Source organism: Pseudoxanthomonas kalamensis DSM 18571, assembly GCF_010211745.1.
GTDB lineage: Bacteria > Pseudomonadota > Gammaproteobacteria > Xanthomonadales > Xanthomonadaceae > Pseudoxanthomonas_A > Pseudoxanthomonas_A kalamensis.
This window is the reverse complement of record NZ_PDWQ01000157.1, coordinates 1-461: the sequence shown is the minus strand read 5'-3', so window position 1 is coordinate 461 and position 461 is coordinate 1. Positions and strand designations below refer to the sequence as shown.

Genomic DNA, 461 nt, shown 5'->3' with positions numbered 1-461 from the left:
GGCTTCACCCCGATCCAGACCTCGGTCGGCCGCCTCGGCGTGCTGGTGTGCTGGGACCAGTGGTACCCGGAAGCGGCGCGGCTGATGGCGCTGGCCGGCGCCGAGCTGCTGCTGTACCCGACCGCGATCGGCTGGGACCCCAGCGACGAACAGGCCGAGCAGGAACGCCAGCGCGATGCCTGGATCCTCAGCCATCGCGGCCATGCCGTGGCCAACGGCGTGCCGGTGCTGAGCTGCAACCGGGTCGGCCACGAACCCTCGCCACTGGGCGCGTCCGGCATCCAGTTCTGGGGCAACAGCCACGTGCTCGGCCCGCAGGGCGAGTTCATCGCCGAGGCCGGTGGCGGACAAAGAAAAGAAGGCGGTGGGTTCGTGACGAGGCATGGGTAGCACGGTCACGGTCAACCTAGGTGGGCCGTACAAGCAGATCGCCTGCATATAGTGTAATCTCACAATATATA

1 pseudogene is annotated in these 461 nt (G+C 66.8%); it reads left to right on the top strand.

Annotation, left to right across the window (positions count from 1 at the left end):
* Positions 1-342, top strand: a pseudogene (locus CSC70_RS14500) (nitrilase-related carbon-nitrogen hydrolase); the annotation flags it as partial.
* Positions 343-461: the final 119 nt, after the last annotated feature.